Origin of the sequence: Pseudochrobactrum albidum (genome assembly GCF_051851455.1) — a bacterium.
Classification (GTDB): domain Bacteria; phylum Pseudomonadota; class Alphaproteobacteria; order Rhizobiales; family Rhizobiaceae; genus Pseudochrobactrum.
Genome location: NZ_JBPVTR010000022.1, coordinates 326110 through 343035, shown reverse-complemented (window position 1 = coordinate 343035; position 16926 = coordinate 326110). Strand labels below are relative to the sequence as shown.

General features: G+C 50.0%; 16 protein-coding genes. 9 read left to right on the top strand and 7 right to left on the bottom strand.

The genetic code is table 11. The features are described from left to right. Positions 1-138 precede the first annotated feature (138 nt). Positions 139-2286, bottom strand: coding sequence for a L,D-transpeptidase family protein (locus ACSTTO_RS08825; RefSeq protein ID WP_439272781.1), 2148 nt, complete (start codon positions 2284-2286; stop codon positions 139-141). A 332-nt stretch (positions 2287-2618) separates the two neighbouring features. Here ACSTTO_RS08825 and ACSTTO_RS08820 point away from each other — a divergent pair, with 332 nt between their 5' ends. Beyond that, positions 2619-4238 (top strand): fumarate hydratase, encoded by a 1620-nt coding sequence (locus tag ACSTTO_RS08820; RefSeq protein ID WP_439272780.1) that lies wholly within the window; start codon positions 2619-2621, stop codon positions 4236-4238. 92 nt (positions 4239-4330) lie between these two features. Here the strand turns inward: ACSTTO_RS08820 and ACSTTO_RS08815 are convergent, their stop codons facing one another. Further along, a complete protein-coding gene (locus ACSTTO_RS08815; protein WP_439272779.1) occupies positions 4331-4696 on the bottom strand; it encodes a gamma-butyrobetaine hydroxylase family protein in 366 nt (121 codons plus the stop codon). A gap of 167 nt (positions 4697-4863) precedes the next feature. On the opposite strand from ACSTTO_RS08815, the gene moaA reads away from it, so the two are divergent. From moaA to ACSTTO_RS08775, 8 genes are all read left to right on the top strand, one after another. Beyond that, complete coding sequence (gene moaA / locus ACSTTO_RS08810; RefSeq protein WP_439272778.1) at positions 4864-5889, top strand: GTP 3',8-cyclase MoaA; 1026 nt, start codon at positions 4864-4866, stop codon at positions 5887-5889. A gap of 152 nt (positions 5890-6041) precedes the next feature. Further along, positions 6042-6965: a DMT family transporter gene (locus ACSTTO_RS08805; RefSeq protein WP_439272777.1), complete on the top strand. Its 924-nt coding sequence runs from the start codon at positions 6042-6044 to the stop codon at positions 6963-6965. A 50-nt stretch (positions 6966-7015) separates the two neighbouring features. Continuing rightward, positions 7016-7657, top strand: coding sequence for a molybdenum cofactor guanylyltransferase MobA (gene mobA / locus ACSTTO_RS08800; RefSeq protein ID WP_439272776.1), 642 nt, complete (start codon positions 7016-7018; stop codon positions 7655-7657). A gap of 3 nt (positions 7658-7660) precedes the next feature. Next, positions 7661-8173 carry a molybdopterin-guanine dinucleotide biosynthesis protein B gene (mobB, locus tag ACSTTO_RS08795; RefSeq protein ID WP_439272775.1) on the top strand — a complete coding sequence of 171 codons (513 nt, stop codon included), beginning with the start codon at positions 7661-7663 and terminating at the stop codon, positions 8171-8173. 364 nt (positions 8174-8537) lie between these two features. Continuing rightward, positions 8538-9272, top strand: coding sequence for an ABC transporter substrate-binding protein (locus tag ACSTTO_RS08790; RefSeq protein ID WP_439272864.1), 735 nt, complete (start codon positions 8538-8540; stop codon positions 9270-9272). A 484-nt stretch (positions 9273-9756) separates the two neighbouring features. Next, complete coding sequence (locus ACSTTO_RS08785) at positions 9757-10515, top strand: transporter substrate-binding domain-containing protein (protein WP_439272863.1); 759 nt, start codon at positions 9757-9759, stop codon at positions 10513-10515. Positions 10516-10614: 99 nt separating this feature from the next. Beyond that, entirely contained in the window at positions 10615-11349 is a 735-nt protein-coding gene (locus ACSTTO_RS08780) for an ABC transporter permease (protein ID WP_439272774.1), read from the top strand. A 2-nt stretch (positions 11350-11351) separates the two neighbouring features. Next, positions 11352-12179 carry an ABC transporter permease gene (locus tag ACSTTO_RS08775; RefSeq protein WP_439272773.1) on the top strand — a complete coding sequence of 276 codons (828 nt, stop codon included), beginning with the start codon at positions 11352-11354 and terminating at the stop codon, positions 12177-12179. Between the two features lie 83 nt (positions 12180-12262). Here the strand turns inward: ACSTTO_RS08775 and lpxB are convergent, their stop codons facing one another. The 5 genes from lpxB to lpxD form a co-directional block, all read right to left on the bottom strand. Beyond that, on the bottom strand, positions 12263-13453 hold the full coding sequence (lpxB, locus tag ACSTTO_RS08770) for a lipid-A-disaccharide synthase (RefSeq protein WP_439272772.1): 1191 nt from the start codon (positions 13451-13453) through the stop codon (positions 12263-12265). 134 nt (positions 13454-13587) lie between these two features. Further along, complete coding sequence (locus tag ACSTTO_RS08765; RefSeq protein ID WP_439272771.1) at positions 13588-14481, bottom strand: LpxI family protein; 894 nt, start codon at positions 14479-14481, stop codon at positions 13588-13590. A 1-nt stretch (position 14482) separates the two neighbouring features. Further along, a complete protein-coding gene (gene lpxA / locus ACSTTO_RS08760; protein ID WP_439272770.1) occupies positions 14483-15313 on the bottom strand; it encodes an acyl-ACP--UDP-N-acetylglucosamine O-acyltransferase in 831 nt (276 codons plus the stop codon). Positions 15314-15405: 92 nt separating this feature from the next. Next, the gene (fabZ, locus tag ACSTTO_RS08755) at positions 15406-15867 is read right to left on the bottom strand and encodes a 3-hydroxyacyl-ACP dehydratase FabZ (RefSeq protein ID WP_439272769.1); all 462 of its coding nucleotides are present in this window, start codon (positions 15865-15867) and stop codon (positions 15406-15408) included. A 1-nt stretch (position 15868) separates the two neighbouring features. Then, the gene (lpxD, locus tag ACSTTO_RS08750) at positions 15869-16915 is read right to left on the bottom strand and encodes a UDP-3-O-(3-hydroxymyristoyl)glucosamine N-acyltransferase (protein ID WP_439272768.1); all 1047 of its coding nucleotides are present in this window, start codon (positions 16913-16915) and stop codon (positions 15869-15871) included. Positions 16916-16926: the final 11 nt, after the last annotated feature.

The following is a 16926-nucleotide window of genomic DNA, read 5'->3' as shown; positions in this document are numbered from 1 at the left end:
CCATTGATATTGCAGCACTAAAACACCCCATAAATTAAAAAAGAGGCGGTTTGCATTGCCCCTGATAGGCGGATACCAATACAGCCCTCAAGGGGCAGTTCAATTGCCCGCCCCTTTTGTTTTTAAACCGTATTGCGTTCACATTGCCGCCATGCGGCTTTGCCCTGTTTTGGCAAAAGCTTTTGCAAGTGCCGCATCACGGCCATAAACATCATCATAATAACGGATTTTTCCCGTTGCCTCATCCGGCCATGCCGTAAAATAGGCCAGATAGATCGGCACGCCTTGCGGCACCTTGATTCCACGCTCGCTTTTACCAAAATACCGGCTGAGCTTTTCCTGTTCCGTCCCCATAACCGCAGATGCCATAGCGCGCGGATCTGCCAGACGAATGCAGCCATGGCTTACCGCACGCATATCACGTTTAAAAGTTGCCTTTGACGGCGTATCATGCAGATAAATATCATGGCTGTTCGGAAACAGGATCTTCAGCTCACCCAAAGCATTATTGGGGCCAGGTTTTTGCCTGATTCCGACATGCGCCTTGCCCTGAGCCACCGCCGACCAGTTAACCGCTGATGCCGGCACAGATTTTCCGCCGGAGATAACCTCATAATTATTACGGCTCAGATAATTTGTATCAGCCATAATGCGCGGCATCATCTCATTCATCACAATTGAGCGTGGCACGCCCCATGACGGATTAAACACCACAGTGCTGATCGTATCATAGAAAAAATGCGTCTGATTGCGTGGTGAACCGATCACCACATCCATCGCCAGCTGCTCTTTGCCTTTGTTAAAATATTGCGCCCGATAAGCCGGCTGATTGACAAAAACATAACGCTCACCAAAATCGAGCGGCAGCCAGCGCAACCGCTCCATGGCATAGAGAATACGCTCACGCCTGACAGCAGGGCTCTCCCCCTGCAAAGCCGCAATGGTTGCGCGGCCGATTATGCCATCCGGCGTCTTGCCCATCAGCTTCTGATAATCCTTAACCGCAGCCACCAGTTCCGGATCATAAAGCTCAGACATATAATGGCGGTCAAATATCTCCTGATAGGAATTAAGATAACCGGCAGGCGCTTTTTTGGAAATCAGCGCCAGAATCTTCGGCAATTCCGGATTGCTCTGCCCGGGTCTGATCAGCGTATCCGGTGCAATACGGATATCCTCTGCCTGCGCCGGTTTCATGGCTGCCAATTGCGCTTTCAATTGCTGGTAATAGCGGCTTTGCGGGTGAAGTCCGCGCAATATTGCGGCCGGATCAGCATCATCAGCAAGAGCTTTCAGCATCACATCCGGCTTAATCCTGTTGCGCGGCAGATCATGAAAACCACTCAGGCGATTGGCGATCACCCGCCCTTCTCCGGCATCCAGCGCATAGCGCAAGGCGCGGGCACTCATGCGCAGTTCAAAATCCGCCATTTCGCGGATACGCTGCGCTTTATTTGCCATATCAAATTGTGCTTCAGGCTCGCGCACCGCATATTCGGCAGAAGACAATCCGTCCTCTTCAGCCCGCTCAAACAGATTGAGCACATTTTGAGCATTTTGCGATACATGCAGCCCGTCTGACCATAAAAGCCTATGCTCTGTTGCGTAAAAAGCAAGAATAGCCTCGGCCACCGGCTGCTCGGCCTGCACATTGGTGAGCTTCATCGCTTCCAGCACGGCATTAACCTGCGCCTGATCAATCTTGCCGCCTGTCTTTGGCGCAACAATATCTGAACCGCCGGCTTGCGCAGGCACACCTGCCTGATTGATTAGTTTTACACTTTGTTGTTGCAAATCACCAAACAGATGCCCGGCCTCACCCAGTATACGCACCGGCGAGAACAGCGGCGCATTATCAGCCGCCGCCTGATCAGCCACAACATGCCCTTCATCCTCTGAAACCGAGGAAGTGAGCTGCATATCCACCGGCGAAAAATCAATCCTGACCAGCTTTTCCGGCCGATAATCATAAAATTGCGGGCCTTTCACGGTAACCGTCTTCACAGGAGCTGCCGGTTTTGGCGCCGGTGCTGTTCTGGATATTTGCGCCTTTTGCCCCGCATTGCCACCCTGCGGCATTGGTGCAGGTTGTATCTCCTGCCGGGGAGCCTGTTGACGGGCTTCCCGTTTTTGGCGGAATAATTCCATCAAATTGCTTGCAGCCGCAGCCTCTTGCGCCGGTGCCAGAACGGCCATTGCCCCGATCAGCGCAAGCGCCGTGGCAAGGCATGCCTTACGCTTTGAAACTGTTATAAGTGAGTAGCGGGTTTTCAGCGGAAAAGTCATAATTTGTCCGTAGCTCATCAGCCCAATATAAAGCCATTGATCAGGATACGCGGCGTATCCGGCAAAGATATCGCTTCAGACTCATGCTGTCCGGCTGGTTCTGGCGCGATCCACTGCCAGAAATTATGCATCATGGTGATTTAGAAACTTTTAACAATAAGCATAAGTTTTCTTCACAAGCCATAATGCCGGTTAAAAACAGGCCGGATGAGCAATCTGCCGCAGTGGCAAGGCGGATCACAAGGGGTAAAAGCCGGTCATCCTATTTTAAAACACTGATCCGGATGCGGCATGGAATTGCTGCATTGCGCAGGGAAAAATCAAGGTGACAAATGACTGAGCAAATCAATACCAATATGTTTCCGCTTGGTGAGGACACAACCCCCTATCGTAAACTGACCTCGGACTATGTCTCAGTCGATACTTTTAAAGGCCAGGAAATTTTGACCGTTGAACCGGAAGGCTTGCGCCTTTTGGCTGAAACCGCTTATGCGGATATCAACCATTTGCTTCGCCCTGGCCATTTACAACAACTGGCCAAGATTATGGAAGATCCGGAAGCAACCGATAATGACCGCTTTGTTGCCTATGATCTTTTGAAAAATGCCAATATTGCCGCTGGCGGCGTGCTGCCAATGTGCCAAGATACCGGTACGGCCATTATTATGGGCAAAAAAGGCCGCCGCGTGTGGACTGAAGGCGGCGATGAAAATGCGCTCGGTCAGGGTGTGATGGATGCTTATAATAAAAAGAACCTGCGCTATTCGCAGCTTGCGCCGCTGGAAATGTTCAAGGAGCAAAACACAAAAAATAACCTGCCCGCCCAGATTGATATTTATCAGGAAGGCGAGGATGCCTATAAATTCCTTTTTGTGGCCAAGGGCGGCGGCTCTGCCAATAAAACTTTTTTGTTTCAGGGCACACCATCGCTGCTGACACATGACCGGATGATCGCTTTTCTTAAGGAAAAAATCCTGACGCTCGGTACCGCAGCCTGCCCGCCCTATCATCTGGCTATTGCTATTGGCGGCACATCGGCGGAGCAAAACCTCAAAATCGTCAAACTGGCCTCCACCCGCTATCTTGACAGCCTGCCGACAAAAGGCTCGCCGGACGGCCATGCTTTCCGCGATCTGGAGATGGAGCAGGAAATCCACAAACTCACGCAGTCTCTGGGTGTGGGCGCGCAATTTGGCGGCAAATATTTCTGCCATGATGTGCGGGTTATCCGCCTGCCGCGTCATGGTGCATCCCTGCCGATCGGCATGGGCGTTTCCTGCTCGGCAGACCGTCAGGCCAAGGGCAAAATCACCAAAGACGGCATTTTCCTTGAACAGCTGGAAACCAATCCCGCAAAATATATGCCGGATATTGATGAAAGCAGATTATCAGATAATGTTGTGCGGATTGATCTGAACCAGCCGATGGAACAGATCCTCAAGACCTTGTCGCAATATCCGGTAAAGACCCGCCTTTCATTAACCGGTTCCATCATTGTGGCACGCGATCTGGCACATGCAAAGATCCGTGAGCGGCTGGAAAATGGCGCAACCATGCCGGATTATTTCAAAAATCATCCGATTTATTATGCAGGCCCTGCCAAAACCCCGGCCGGTTACGCCTCCGGCTCTTTCGGCCCCACAACGGCAGGCCGCATGGATTCCTATGTTGATCAGTTCCAGTCTTTTGGCGGCTCCATGGTGATGCTGGCCAAAGGCAACCGCTCCCGTCAGGTGCGCGATGCCTGCGCAAAACACGGTGGTTTCTATCTTGGCTCCATCGGCGGGCCTGCCGCCCGTCTGGCGCAGGACTGCATCAAAAAAGTTGAGGTGGTTGAATATCCGGAACTGGGTATGGAAGCCATCTGGCGCATTGAAGTGGAAGATTTCCCTGCCTTTATCGTTATTGACGACAAGGGCAATGATTTTTTCAAGGAACTGAACCTCTCGTAAGATCTTGTAAAAAAGCCGGAGTTGCCTCCGGCTTTTTCTTTCATCTCACATTTTATCGCGACTTTTCCGGTCTATCGCTAATAAGTCTATCGCTAAAACTTGGACTCACGGCTGAGATTTTTGGCTTTCAGCTCATCCAGATAGGCCTGCCAGCGGGTTTCATATTCCTCACCCAGCTGATGCAAATAAGGCCATGTATAAAGGCCTGTATCATGCATATCATCAAATGTGATGCGTACTGCATAATTACCCACCGGATCAATTTTCATAATTTCAACATTGATCTTGCCCGGCACAGTTACCCGCTGCTCAGGCGCATGCCCCTGCACCTCTGCCGAAGGTGACAAGACGCGCAGCATCTCGGCGGGAAATGAATAATTATGCCCGTTATTAAATGTTACAGATAATGTTTTGCGGTCTTTGGAAACCCGCAGCTCTTCCGGCCAGATATCACCCATAATTCAGCCCTGCCATAAGTTTGCACCATATGCCTTGTATATTCCTGTGTCAGAATATTTAACAGGCAGATCAAGGCTGCGTGACATTATGAAACTGGACATAGCGCAAACTTGATCTTATCTCCTGAGATAACCAAAATAACAAACAGTTGCAGGGCGGGAATATTATGCTGAAAAACCAAATGGAAGATGTGCGACCGCCAATGATCGACCCTTTTGGCAGGGCAATCACCTATTTGCGCGTTTCAGTGACAGATCGCTGCGATTTCCGCTGCACCTATTGCATGGCCGAGCATATGACCTTTCTGCCAAGAAAAGAACTGCTCACGCTTGAAGAGCTCGACCGGCTCTGTACATGTTTTATCAAAAAAGGCGTGCGTAAAATCCGCCTTACCGGCGGTGAGCCTCTGGTACGCAAAAATATTATGCATCTTATCGGCAATCTGGCGCGCCATCTTGAAGCCGGCAATCTGGATGAGCTGACACTGACAACCAACGGCTCACAACTGGCGCGCTATGCAGATGAGCTGGCAGCACACGGCGTGCGGCGTATTAATGTATCTCTCGATACGCTGGATGCGCAAAAATTCAGAACTGTTACCCGCTGGGGCGAGCTTGCGCAGGTTTTGCGCGGTATTGATGCCGCACAAAATGCCGGCTTGCAGGTTAAAATCAATGCTGTTGCGCTAAAAGGTTTTAACGATCATGAAATTGCGGATATGCTGCGCTGGGCGCATGGCCGCGGCATGGATATGACATTGATTGAAACCATGCCGCTCGGTGAGATTGATTATGATCGTACAGATCAATATTTGCCGCTCTCTATATTGCGGGCGGCTCTTGCGCGCCAGTTCACCATGACAGATATTGCGCTGCAAACCGGCGGCCCTGCCCGCTATGTGCAAATTGCCGAAACCGGCGGCCGGCTTGGCTTCATCACCCCGCTGACCCATAATTTCTGTGAAAGCTGCAACCGTGTGCGCGTCACCTGCACCGGCACGCTTTATATGTGCCTCGGACAGGAAGATGCCGCAGATCTGCGCAAGCCGCTACGTGCAAGTGCAGATGATCAATTATTGTCAGAAGCAATTGATCAGGCGATTCTGCGCAAGCCGAAAGGCCATGATTTTATCATCGACCGGCGCAATAAAACGCCTGCCCTTGCCCGCCATATGAGCGTGACAGGCGGCTAAAGCCCCTGTTTATGGCAAGCAGCGGATTTTCCGCTAAAAATTATCATTTATTTGGCTGCAGATGACGCAAAGCTGTAACCATGTCGCAAAAATAATTGCTACATTATCCGGCAAAAGGAAGCCTGATCCGGCTTCCTTACAGGATCATCATCGTGACATTTTCAGCCAATATCCGCTCTGCTCTTTATATGTGCCTCGGCATGGGAATTTTTACCATTGGTGATGCACTGACCAAATATTCCACACAAACGCTTAATCTCGGCCAGTTTATTTTTATGCGCGGTTTGTTGTGCATCATCCTGTTGCTGTTTGTGGCAGGGCGGCAGGGCGCATTATCGCAATGGCGCAGCGCGCTTGACAGAATGACATTGATGCGCGGCCTTGGCGAGGTTGGCGCAACCACCTGCTATCTTATCGGCCTTACCCATTTGTCACTTGCCTTTGTCTCTTCCGTTTATCAAGCAGTGCCTCTGGCCGTTACGCTGGGCGCTGTGCTGTTTCTGGGGGAAAAGGTCGGCTGGCGGCGCTGGCTGTCCATTGCCGCGGGTTTTATCGGGGTGCTGATTATTATCCGCCCCGGAAGCGATGGCATGAGCGCCTATTCGCTGCTTCTTCTCATCGGCATCGGCTTTACAGCCCTGCGTGATCTGAGCACGCGGCGCATCAATCCGCACATCCCGACCATGCTGATTTCTGTCATCACCTCAACCATGATTACCATCACCGGCTTTATCATGATGCAGGCAGATAGCGGCTGGGTCTCCCCACAGAAGCAGGATATTATACATGTCAGCATTGCAGCAGTTTTGCTGATTATTGGCTATCACTGCATTATTCTGGCCACCCGCAGCGGTGATATCTCCTTTGCCTCACCCTTTCGTTATACCAGCCTGCTTTGGGCTATTACTTTAAGCTATGTTGTATTCAACCAGATACCGGATCAAAATACATTAACCGGTTCTGCAATTGTGGTCGCCAGCGGCTGCTATATGCTTTATCGTGAAGCTATCACCGGCTATCGTAAAAAACGGGCATTACGCAGGCAATATGCCATAGATCTGCCGTCGCCGGATTAAAACAATTCTTGCAAAAACCGGCTTTTTTTAAACTCCGGAGCAGATATGAAATGAAGCATAAGGTTTTGGGGCTTATTCTGGCAGGTGGCCACAGCAGGCGGCTTGGCGGCGGCGACAAAGCACTGCGCCCGCTGGGCGATGCTTCCATTTTGCATCAGGTATGCACCCGTCTGCAGGCACAGCTTGCTGATATTATTATCAGCGCAAACAGCGAGCCGGCATTTTTTTCTCGTTTTGCCTTTCCTGTGATTGATGATGGCGCATGGCACGGCAGCGGCCCGCTGGCCGGCATTCTGGCCGGCTGCCGCCATGCCGCGCAACACGGCTACAGCCATATATTAAGTGTTGCTGCTGATACGCCATTTTTTCCTGAAGATCTTTTGCAAAAACTGGTTCAGAAACAAACGGACAGCAATGCAGAAATTATCTTCGCCCGCTCCGGCAATGAAATACACCCAACATTTGCCCTGTGGCCGGCAGCCATAGCCAATCCGCTGGAAAGCTGGCTGCAACAAAGCAAAAGACGCAGTATCCGCATATTCGCCGCCGGCCACAGCTGTGCCTATGCGGATTTTGATATGCCGGATGCAATCAGCGGACTTGATCCGTTTTTTAACATCAACACCTATCAGGAGCTGGCACAGGCAAGATCTGCATGGCAATTGCATCAGCCGGCAGATTTTGAGGAATAGCTGATGACACAAAAAATCTTTGGCATTACCGGCTGGAAAAATGCCGGTAAAACCACCTTGGCAGAACGGCTGGTGCGTGAACTTACACTACGCAGCTATAAAATCTCGACCGTTAAACATGCCCATCACAGTTTTGACATTGATAAGGAAGGCACAGATTCCTACCGCCATCGCGCGGCCGGCGCCGGCGAAGTTGCAATTGTTTCTTTCAGCCGCTGGGCGCTGATGCATGAATTGCGCGGCGATGAAGAGCCCCCACTGGAAGAAATAATCAGCCATATGCAACCCTGCGATCTCGTTCTTGTGGAAGGGTATAAAAACGACAAACACCCAAAAATTGAAGTGCGCCGCAAAGAGAGCCCGACACAGTTGCCGCTTGATCCGCAACAATATTCCATTGTCGCCATCACCTGTGATGAACCATTGAGCGGCCAGAGCGTACCGGTTTTTGATCTTGATGACATTAAGAAAATTGCTGATTTTGTGGAAGATTACTGCCAGTTGAAATCCGGATGATTTTTATATCATCATTAAATTAAAAAATAAAAAAACAATCATAACAATATGATTTATATATATTTTAAAATTAAATTACTCTTATAAAACACGCAATCCGGCCTTGTTTATCAATCTCTGCAAGCTTGCCGGATTTTAAAATATTTTTTGTTCTTGCCTTTGTCGCAAAAATGATGGGATTATCATTGCGCACAATAATTACGCCAGAATCCGGCGCAAAATTATCGAGATAATGCCGGTTCCGCTTCGGCTGTAATTTTTACTTGAATGGGTTAACGGAGTGAGGAAGTCTATGAAAATTACCAGAATGATTACCGGATCTGCTCTGGCGGCATTCGTTGCTGCGGGCGCAACCACTTTTGATATGAGTGCTGCCCAGGCACAGGAGCCTCTGAAACTGACAATCGCGACAGAAGGCGCCTACCCTCCGTTTAATTTTATCAACGCTTCCGGAGAACTTTCAGGCTTTGATGTTGATATTGGCCGGGCACTTTGTGAAGAGATGAAGGCCGAATGCAAATTCATCACTATTGAGTGGGACGGCGCTATTCCAAGCCTTCAGGCCGGTAAGTTTGATGCCTTTATTGCCTCAATGTCGATTACCGATGAGCGCAAAAAACAGGTGGATTTCAGCGATAAATATTACAATACCCCTCCGGGGCTCGTTGCGCCTAAGGATACAGATATCAAAGGCATAACCAAGGCTGATCTGGCAGGCAAAACCATCGGCGTTCAGATTTCCACAACACATGCCAATTATGCCGAAAAGACCTTCACAGACAGCACGATCAAAGCCTATCCCACAGCAGAGGAATATCGCCTTGATCTTGCCAATGGCCGGCTGGATGCGGCAAGTGATGACAGTGTGACCCTGTCTGAATGGCTCAAGACCGAAGATGGCGCATGTTGCAAAATGATTGGCACATGGCCTCCGGTTCCTGAAATTCACGGCCCGGGTGCCGGCGTGGCTTTCAAAAAAGGCAATCCGGAGCTGATCGCCAAGTTCAATGATGCGATCAAGGCTATCCGTGCCAATGGCAAATATAAGGAAATCAACGATAAATATTTTGATTTCGATGCCTATGGCGCCGAGAACTGATTACCTGTCGTTAAAAGCGGCAGAATAACAGGCAAAGCCACATTCTGAACCACAATTTCCGGATGTGGCTTTGCCGCTGTCCGGTGATGCTTTATCATAGCCCTATTCCTTTATTGCATGATATAGCATTGCCAAAAATGACAAGAAAATAAACGTGAAAAGCATTAAAATATATAAAAAACAATAATATAGAATAATTTTTTAAACAAAAAACCTTAAATGGAGTGCAAGTTGGTTTCAGCAATATCATGTCCGGTTTTCAAGATTTTTATGTATGTACAATTTGCTTGCAAGGCTTGCCTTTAGAGCCGGAATAGTGGAATTATCGCCGCCAACCAATTTCCGCTCTACAAATAACAAAATGGGCAACGGGCGGATAAAATAAATAAATGTTTCTTATAATGGGGGTTAACAAGGAATGAGAACAAGCGAGGGAACTTCCCGCAATTCACGCGCTGTCCTGCACAATTTTGCTGCAGCCGGCATGATGGTGCTTTGCGCGGCGGTCAGCCTGTCTGCCCCTGCCCGCGCACAGGAGCCGCTGGTGCTGAAAATCGGCTCTGAAGGCGCATATCCTCCATATAATTTTGTGAAGTCTGACGGCACGGTTGCCGGTTTTGAGGTTGATATTGCCAATGCTCTTTGTGAGGAGCTGAAGGCAAAATGTGAGATCATCGTGCAGGATTGGGATGGCATGATCCCCGCCCTGCAATCGGGCAAGCTGGATGCTGTGATCTCCTCCATGTCCATCACGCCTGCCCGCAAGGAACAGGTGGATTTCAGCAATAAATATTATAATCCGGCAGCGGGCATTGCCGCACTTAAAGATTCTGATCTTAAAGGCACAACCGCAGAGGATCTGGCCGGCAAAACCATCGGCGTGCAATCATCAACCATTCATGCTGTTTATTCCGAACATACCTATAAAGACAGCACGATCAAATCCTATGGCAGTGCGGATGAGGCACGCATGGATTTGGCCAATGGCCGCATAGATGCCGTGAATGATAATGTGGTTTCACTCACCGATTGGCTAAAAACACCGGAAGGTGAGTGCTGCAAGCTGATTGGCACAGTCAAGGCTGATCTTGAAATTCACGGCCCTGGTGTGGGTGTTGCCGTTAAAAAAGGCCGCGGCGATCTTGTTGAAAAATTCAATCAGGCCATAATCGCTCTGCGACAAAACGGAAAATATCAGGCGATCAACGATAAATATTTCGATTTCGATATTTACGGCGAATAACAAACCGCAAACCGTATATGCTTTACCTGATACGGTTTTATACTGATTTCGACGGGCTATAAGTGCATTTTGTTGTCCGTCCTTACAGGGATTTATTATATGGAAAAATATGCTGTGTTGATTGGCTTTGGTCCGGAGGGATGGGGGCTGAGCATAGCATGGGGACTTTTAACAACCGTTATGCTGGCGCTTGCCACATTACCTGTCGGTTTGTTACTTGGTTTCCTTGTTGCTTTGGGTAAGCAGTCCTCAGAACCTTCCCTGCGTCTGGCCTCTAATATCTATACCACAATATTTCGCGGTCTTCCGGAGCTTCTCACCCTGTTTCTGGTTTATTTCGGTGGTTCGCTGGCTATTCAAAAATTATTTGCCGCCATTGGCATACAAGGCTCGGTTGAGGTTAATGCTTTTGCGGCCGGTATGCTGGCGCTGGGCTTTGTGTTTTCCTCTTATTCAAGTGAGGTCTTTTTATCTGCCTTTCGCGCTATTCCCAAAGGGCAATATGAGGGCGCCTATGCCGTTGGTCTCAGCTCTTTCCAGACGATGCGCAAAATCATTTTTCCGCAACTGATCAAAATAGCCCTGCCGGGTCTGGCTAATTTATGGCTGGTTCTTTTAAAGGATACATCACTGGTTTCGGTGATCAGCCTCACCGATATTCTGCGCCAGACATCGGTTGCCGCCCGCGTTACCAAAGAGCCGTTTCTGTTCTACGGGGTAGCCTGCCTGCTTTATCTTATCCTTGCAATCATCTCGTCCTATTTCATCGGCCGGATTGAAAACTGGGCACAAGGCAGCAATAAAAAATCAACAGCAAGTGTGGCGCGCTCATGACCATGACAAACAATACTCAGACTGATCGGGTTTTTCGCCCTGCCGAGCCTCCGCGCCCGTGGACAGGTGCGCGCATAACCGGCCATATTTTGCTGGCATTCTGGCTGGTGCTGTTCGCCGGTCTGGCCATTTATCTGTATAATGCATGGCAGATTGACCTTATTGAGACCTACGGCCCGCGCTACTGGAATGGTTTAAAAACCACCCTGATACTGGTGGCTATATCCATTTTTCTTGGTGCCCTGCTCTCATTACCGGTGGCGCTTGCGCGTATGTCGGATAATCGTTTTATCAATAATATCGCCTATGCCTATGTTTACTTCTTCCGTGGCACACCGTTGCTGGCGCAGGTTTTTCTGATCTATTACGGTTTCGGCACATTCCGCCCGGTTCTGGAGAGCCTGGGACTGTGGGGCTTTTTCCGCGAGGCATGGTATTGCGCTATTCTGGCCTTTACGCTTAATACGGCAGCCTATCAGGCAGAAATTCTGCGCGGAGCCATTCTCAGTGTTCCCAAAGGCCAGTGGGAAGGCGCTCATGCGCTCGGCCTGTCAAAAATCCAGACTTTTCGCAAAGTCATCCTGCCTCAGGCTCTGGTTGTTGCGCTGCGCCCCTATGGCAATGAAGTGATTTTGATGATTAAGGGCTCCGCTATTGTTGCCATTATCACTGTTTACGACCTGATGGGGGAAACAAGACGTGCCTATTCCCGCACCTTTGATTTCCAGACCTATCTGTGGGCGGCAATCATTTATCTGCTGATTGTGGAAGTGCTGCGCAATATTATTGAATGGATTGAGCGCAGGATTACAATCCATCTTATCCGTTAGCCACCTTATCCGCTAAGCTTTACAAAAAAGGATACCGCCACGGCGGTATCCTTGTAAAAACAGAATATGCAATAATTTGCTGATTAATGCGCGGGTGCTTTTCTGTGTTTCTCAACCAGTTCCAGCAATACTGCAGCACCCAGCTCTCCGGCTGGTTTATCGGTATGCATTTTTTCTGCAATCCGTTTAAAGCCTTCCATCTGTGCCTGCCGCACCGGCCCTTCCCGCAATAATTGCTCCAATTGGCGGCTCAACATGCCTGCACGCACAAACTCGTTAAAAAACTCCGGAATAACCGGCCTGTCATCAATAATATTGGGCAGTGATGCACTCCAGATTGTGATCAGCCGCGTGATCAGCAAACGGCTGACAAAATCAGCCTTATAGGTAATCACCGCAGGAATTTTTGCCAACGCCAATTCCAGAGAAACCGTGCCCGATGCCGCCAGTGCCGCATCAGCCTTGGCAAAAGCCTCCCATTTTTTATCCTCGCCGGTTACAATAACCGGCCTTAGCGGCCAATCTTTTGTCAATTCCTGTATCAAAGGTTCATGACGCTCCAATGTTGGCAAAATTGCCTGCACCGAGCCGCATCTCTCATCAAGCAATTGCAGGGTCTTGCCAAATTCTTTCAACAGGGCATTGATTTCCGAACGCCGCGAACCCGGCAGCAACAGCACTGTCTTTTCAGCTTCCGCATGCGGAGCCTTGCGGTTTTTGCGCGCTTTTGCCACTTCCAGCAACGGGGCATAGCTTGTCAGACGATGGCCAACATAGGTGGATTGCGGCCCTGAAAGACGCGCCATCACCTCAACCTCAAAAGGCAGCACCGTCAGCACATGATCAATGAATTTGCGCATTTCCTTGGCGCGCTGCGGCCGCCACGCCCAGACACTGGGCGCAATATATTTAACAATCGGAATTGACGGATCAGCCTGACGTACTTTTTTGGCAACGCGATGCGTAAAATCCGGACTGTCAATAATCAACAGACAATCCGGCTTTGCTTCAACAATGGCTTTGGCAGTCTGGCGAATGCGCATCATCAATTTGGGCAATCGTGCCAGCACGGCACCAATTCCCATCAATGCAATCTCATCAGGATTATACAGGGTTTTCAGGCCGCGTTCCTGCAAATGCACGCCGCCCACACCAACAAGATCAACAAGGCGATCTGTGCCGGCCCGCAATGCGTCAATAAGGTCAGCACCAAGCAAATCCCCCGATTCTTCACCGGCGACAACCGCAATTTTTAATGGAAAATTCTCATTCATCTTGTGTCACCGCGCTTTAGATTATCGCATTACAGGCATCCCAAGCCGCTTCACATTTCCGGCCTGTCAATATTGCGGCACCATGCCTGCCATTATTGCAGCACCCAATCCGGCCTGTTTATTGTCCGCAAAACTCACAAAGTATCCGCCACGCGAGAACTGTTAAATGTCACAATAAAAAGACCCTGCGCATTTGCGGCATCAATTGTCTCGCGATAGGATAACATAACCGTACGTCCGGCCTCAATCGCAATGCCTGCAAGCCCCGCAGCGGCAATATTCGTCACAGTATCAACACCGATTGTCGGCAAATCTGCACGTTCATCCTGCGCCGGCTTGGCGCATTTAACCAAAACACCGCCATGCTGCGGAATGCGCTTTTCACCACGCATTTGCTGCACACGCAACAGCATATTATCCGTGCCTTCAACGCCTTCCAACGCCACAACACGCCCGCCAACAGCAACCGCGCCCTGCCCGACATCCAGTTTGCCAAGCATCACCGCGGCCTCAAGTGCCAGATCAATATTATGCTGTTCTTTTTTATCCGGCTTCACGGATGTCAGCACCGATGCAGCGGGCGCCAGAATATCCGGCACAATCTGATGAGCGCCGACCATATGAAAACCATAGGATTCCAGCAGCCTGATAAATGCGCGCAACAGAGCGTCATCACCCTTGCCCAAAGCGCCAAACACATACAGCAAGGCGCGCAAGGTTGTCATATCCAGCCGGATATCGCTGAGCAATGGCCGCTGACGCACGCCACCGGCAAGAACAACATTGCTGATATTTGCCTGTTTGAGCAAGCGGATCAGACGGGAAAATTCCACAACCGAAATTGTATCATGATCATAGCGTTTAAGCGCCTCATCCGCCTCACCTTTCAGGCAGATTACAAAAGGCGGGTTGCCTTTTTTTTCAAGGGCTTCTGCCACCACTTGCGGCAAAAGACCGTTCCCGGCAATAATAGCAGTCCGGGCTTTGGCATCAATTGCCTTGGCGGGAACGGCATCTGTCGTCATCATATTATGATTGATCTTCCGGGCTTGCATGTTTGCCATGCAGAGGCGGCGTTGTGAATGATGTGCGTTTGGCATCTGCGGTAATAAACGCAATCATATCCCCGACCGCGGCAGAATCTGCAAATTCCGCACGCAGATCCTCCACCCGATCCTTCACAGGTTTGCTGCGGTCAAACAACATGCGCGTTGCACGACGCACCGCATGAATTTCCTGACGTGGCAGGCCGGAGCGCTTCATGCCAATAATATTGAGGCCGCCAAGATAGGCATGAACGCCAATAGCCATACCAAACGGAATAAGATCCTGCACAACAGCAGCCATGCCGCCAACAAATGCATGATGGCCGATGCGCACAAATTGATGCACCGCAGCACCGCCGCCAAGAATAGCATAGTCACCAATCTCGCAATGGCCGCCAATCATCACATTATTGGCAAAGGTAACATGATTGCCCACATCGCAATCATGCGCCACATGAGCATAGGCAAGAAACGAGCTGTTATCACCAATCTGAGTATAACCACGGCTGGTATCTGAGCCGCGATGCATGGTTACCCCCTCACGGATCATACAGTTTTTGCCGATTATCAGCTTGGTATGGCCGCCTTTATGTTTGCCGTTCTGCGGCTCACAGCCAAGAATGGCATGCGGGAAAACCTTGGCATTCTCACCCAAAGTCGTGTAGCCGGTCACAACAACGTGGCTCATCAGCTCACAATTGTCACCGATCTCGGCTCCTGCCTCCACATGGCAGAACGCTCCGATGGAAACCCCCTGACCAAGTTTTGCGCCCGTTTCCACACAGGCTGTCGGGTGAATAAAGGTTTCACGCATTCAAATCACGCTTTTCTTTGGTTGCATCAGAGCAAAAATACAAGCTCTGGTTTATTTATAAAAATTATGCCGCAGCACAGAGCACTAAGCTGCTATTCACCAGTCATCGCAGAAACTTCAGCTTCAGCGACCTTAACACCATCAACCTCGGCCACACAGGCAAATTTTGAAATATTGCCGCGTTGTTTCATCTTTTTAACACGCAGCAGCATCTGATCACCGGGAACAACCGGACGGCGGAATTTTGCATTATCAATTGTCAGCAAAAAAACAGTACCGGTATCCTCAAGGCCACGTTTCATCATTGAAATTGCGCCGGCAGTCTGTGCCATAGCCTCAAGAATCAACACGCCCGGCATAATCGGCGTCGCAGGAAAATGTCCGGTAAAATGCGGTTCATTAAAAGTAACATTCTTGATACCGGTTGCCGATTCATCACCATCAATATCAACAATACGGTCAATCAGCAAAAACGGATAGCGATGCGGAAGCACTGCCAGTAATTTCTGGATATCGGCAGCACCAAGCGCACTCCGTTCAGCATTTTCACTCATGTCAGGATTTCTCCTTTTTAGATTGTCCGATACTGCGCAAGGTCGCAATATCCCTGAACCACTGCTTCAGCGGTCTGGCTGGCAGACCGCCCCATCTTTCACCATCGGGAATATCATTCATAACGCCGCTTGCCGCAGCAATCTGCACACGCGATCCGATATTGATATGATCGGCAAGGCCAACGCGCCCGCCCAGCATTGTCATATCGCCAATAGTCACACTGCCGGAAATGCCGCAATGTCCGGCGATAATGCAATGCCGCCCGATTTTAACATTATGTGCAATATGCACCTGATTATCGATTTTTGTGCCCTCACCGATCACCGTATCGCTCAATGAGCCGCGATCAATTGTTGTATTGGCGCCAACCTCAACATCATCCTGAATAATCACGCGGCCAAGCTGCGGCACTTTTTCAAGCCCCGCAGGCCCCGGCACATAGCCAAAACCATCCTGGCCAATGCGCACGCCAGGATGCAAATAAACGCGATTGCCAATCAGCGCATAAGTGAGAGAAACATGCGGCGCGATAATACAATCCCGTCCGATCTTGCAGCCTGCCCCGATCACACTGCCGGCGCTGATTGTTGTGCCGGAACCGACAGACACATGCGCGCCCACAACCGCGCCCGGCTCAATCGTCACCGTGCCTTCGATTTCAGCTGTGGGATGAATGGTTGCGTGTTCGGAAATGCCCGGCACGCCAAGCAAGGAGCGCGGATGCACAGCCTGCATATATAATTTGCGGCCAATAGCAGCAAAATCGCGATGCGGCGCATTGCTCACCAGCACAGCCACGCCATCAGGAATCTGGGAAGCCTGCGCCTGAGCACATAAAACCGCTGCAGCTTTCAGTGAACCCAGATCCACGCCGCTCTTTTTGCCTTCAATAAAAACAAGTGAGCCCGGCGTTGCATTGTCCAAAGACGCCAAATGCTCAATTTTCCGGTCTGCATATTGCTTTGTAAGCAATTCAGAACCGGTTAATTGAGCAATATCAGCGACGTTGAGTGCGCAGGACAGAGTATAAAATACAGGATCTGCCATCAACATACTTT

Bases quoted from the DNA above. Each gene is read 5' to 3' on its own strand.
- lpxA (WP_439272770.1), bottom strand. From the start codon at position 15,313: ATGCGTGAAACCTTTATTCACCCGACAGCCTGTGTGGAAACGGGCGCA.
- mobA (WP_439272776.1), top strand. From the start codon at position 7,016: ATGAAGCATAAGGTTTTGGGGCTTATTCTGGCAGGTGGCCACAGCAGG.
- ACSTTO_RS08790 (WP_439272864.1), top strand. From the start codon at position 8,538: ATGAGTGCTGCCCAGGCACAGGAGCCTCTGAAACTGACAATCGCGACA.
- ACSTTO_RS08785 (WP_439272863.1), top strand. From the start codon at position 9,757: ATGATGGTGCTTTGCGCGGCGGTCAGCCTGTCTGCCCCTGCCCGCGCA.
- ACSTTO_RS08825 (WP_439272781.1), bottom strand. From the start codon at position 2,286: ATGACTTTTCCGCTGAAAACCCGCTACTCACTTATAACAGTTTCAAAG.
- ACSTTO_RS08775 (WP_439272773.1), top strand. From the start codon at position 11,352: ATGACAAACAATACTCAGACTGATCGGGTTTTTCGCCCTGCCGAGCCT.
- mobB (WP_439272775.1), top strand. From the start codon at position 7,661: ATGACACAAAAAATCTTTGGCATTACCGGCTGGAAAAATGCCGGTAAA.
- lpxD (WP_439272768.1), bottom strand. From the start codon at position 16,915: ATGGCAGATCCTGTATTTTATACTCTGTCCTGCGCACTCAACGTCGCT.
- ACSTTO_RS08765 (WP_439272771.1), bottom strand. From the start codon at position 14,481: ATGATGACGACAGATGCCGTTCCCGCCAAGGCAATTGATGCCAAAGCC.
- ACSTTO_RS08820 (WP_439272780.1), top strand. From the start codon at position 2,619: ATGACTGAGCAAATCAATACCAATATGTTTCCGCTTGGTGAGGACACA.
- ACSTTO_RS08815 (WP_439272779.1), bottom strand. From the start codon at position 4,696: ATGGGTGATATCTGGCCGGAAGAGCTGCGGGTTTCCAAAGACCGCAAA.
- lpxB (WP_439272772.1), bottom strand. From the start codon at position 13,453: ATGAATGAGAATTTTCCATTAAAAATTGCGGTTGTCGCCGGTGAAGAA.
- ACSTTO_RS08780 (WP_439272774.1), top strand. From the start codon at position 10,615: ATGGAAAAATATGCTGTGTTGATTGGCTTTGGTCCGGAGGGATGGGGG.
- fabZ (WP_439272769.1), bottom strand. From the start codon at position 15,867: ATGAGTGAAAATGCTGAACGGAGTGCGCTTGGTGCTGCCGATATCCAG.
- moaA (WP_439272778.1), top strand. From the start codon at position 4,864: ATGCTGAAAAACCAAATGGAAGATGTGCGACCGCCAATGATCGACCCT.